Source organism: Streptomyces sp. NPDC007162, assembly GCF_040634175.1.
Taxonomy (GTDB): domain Bacteria; phylum Actinomycetota; class Actinomycetes; order Streptomycetales; family Streptomycetaceae; genus Streptomyces.
Genome location: NZ_JBEYFC010000957.1, coordinates 1 through 1,652, shown reverse-complemented (window position 1 = coordinate 1,652; position 1,652 = coordinate 1). Strand labels below are relative to the sequence as shown.

The following is a 1,652-nucleotide window of genomic DNA, read 5'->3' as shown; positions in this document are numbered from 1 at the left end:
GGTTGTCCACCGGTGAGTGTGTACAGACGTACAAGTCAGTGTGTACGCTCGTACAGACTCGTACGGATCCCGCTGGAGCCACCGCTCATGCCCCTTGACCTAGCCCGGCGGCGCACCGCCGTCTTCGTGCTCTTCTTCGCACCCGGGCTGACGATCTCCTCCTGGGTCACCCGCACCCCGGACGTGCGCGACCTGCTCGGCGCCTCCACGGCGCAGATGGGCTTGATCCTGTTCGGGCTCTCGGTCGGCTCGATGCTCGGCATTCTGTGCTCGGGCACGGTCGTGGCCCGTTGGGGAGCCCGGCTGGTCGTCCTGGCCGGCACCTCCGCCGTCGCCGCCGGCGCCGTGGTGGTCGGGGTGGGGGCGGCCGTCGGTTCGGGGGCGTGCGTCGCGGTGGGCCTCGGGCTGTTCGGCCTCGGCATGGGCGGCGGTGAAGTGGCCCTCAACATCGAGGGCGCCGAGGTCGAGCGGCTGCTCGGCCGCTCCACGCTGCCCGCCATGCACGGCTTCTTCAGTCTGGGCACCGTGCTCGGGGCGGTCGCCGGCATGTTCCTGACCGCGGTCGACTTCCCGGTCCTCATCCATCTGCTCGTCGTCGCCGCGGTGGTGCTGGCCGCGCTCGCCCTGGTCATCCGGCGTGTCCCCACCGAGGTGGGCCGGCAGGCCGCCTCCGGGCGCCGGGCACCGGGCGGGCCGCGTGCCGCGGTGTGGAGGGATCCCGCGCTGCTGCTCATCGGCTGTGTCATCCTCGCGCTCGCCATGGCCGAGGGCACCGCGAACGACTGGCTGCCGCTGGTCATGGTGGACGGTCACGGCTTCGACGCCGCGCTGGGCTCGGCCGTCTACGCGGTGTTCGCCGCCGCGATGACCGTGGGGCGCTTCGTCGGCGGGCGGTTCGTCGACCGGTTCGGGCGGGCGGCGGCACTCTGCGGGAGCGCGCTCGTCGGGGCCGCCGGACTGACGCTCGTGATCTTCGTCGACAACCAGGCGGTGGCGGCGGCCGCCGCCGTCCTGTGGGGCCTCGGGGCGTCGCTCGGGTTTCCCGTCGCCCTCTCCGCTGCGGGCGATTCCGGCGCCGACTCCGCCGCCCGCGTCGCGCTCGCCGCGACCGTCGGCTATGTCGCCTTCCTGGTGGGCCCGCCCTCGCTCGGTTACCTCGGTGAGCGCTTCGGGCTGCGCAACGCCCTGATCCTGGTGCTCGTCCTGGTCGTGGCGGCCGTCTTCGCCACACCGGCCGCCCGTGAGCGCCGGAAGGCGGGCGACCCGGAACCGGCCGGCGCCTGAGACCGCTCCCCGTCAGTCACCGGCTGGGAGCCCGGGGTGTGGCCGAAGGTCCGGCGGAAGGAGTCGATGAAGGCACCCACCGACGCCCAGCCGCAGGCGTGGGCCACCGCCGTCACCGGGGCCCGGTCGGCGAGCAGCAGGAGGGCGCAGTGGAGGCGCAGTTGCGTGCGCCACTGCGGGAAGGTCATGCCCAGGTCGCTGCGGAACAGCCGGAACAGCGTGCGGTCCCCCGCGCCGACGGCACGGCCGAGCTCCTTGAGGGTGCGGGGTCGGCCGGGGCGGCCCGCAGGATCGCGCACACGTCGCGCAGCAGCGGTGCGGTGGGGGTGGGCAGGTGCAGGGGCTGTTGCGGTGAGGCCCGCAGCCGG

The 1,652-nt window shown here is 74.1% G+C and carries 1 protein-coding gene and 1 pseudogene; one reads left to right on the top strand and one right to left on the bottom strand.

Annotation, left to right across the window (positions count from 1 at the left end; genetic code table 11):
• Positions 1 to 87: 87 nt before the first annotated feature.
• A complete protein-coding gene (locus ABZ646_RS46225; RefSeq protein WP_360533691.1) occupies positions 88 to 1,284 on the top strand; it encodes an MFS transporter in 1,197 nt (398 codons plus the stop codon).
• Positions 1,285 to 1,304: 20 nt separating this feature from the next.
• Here ABZ646_RS46225 and ABZ646_RS46220 read toward each other — a convergent pair.
• Positions 1,305 to 1,652 (bottom strand): annotated as a pseudogene (locus ABZ646_RS46220) (AraC family transcriptional regulator); the annotation flags it as partial.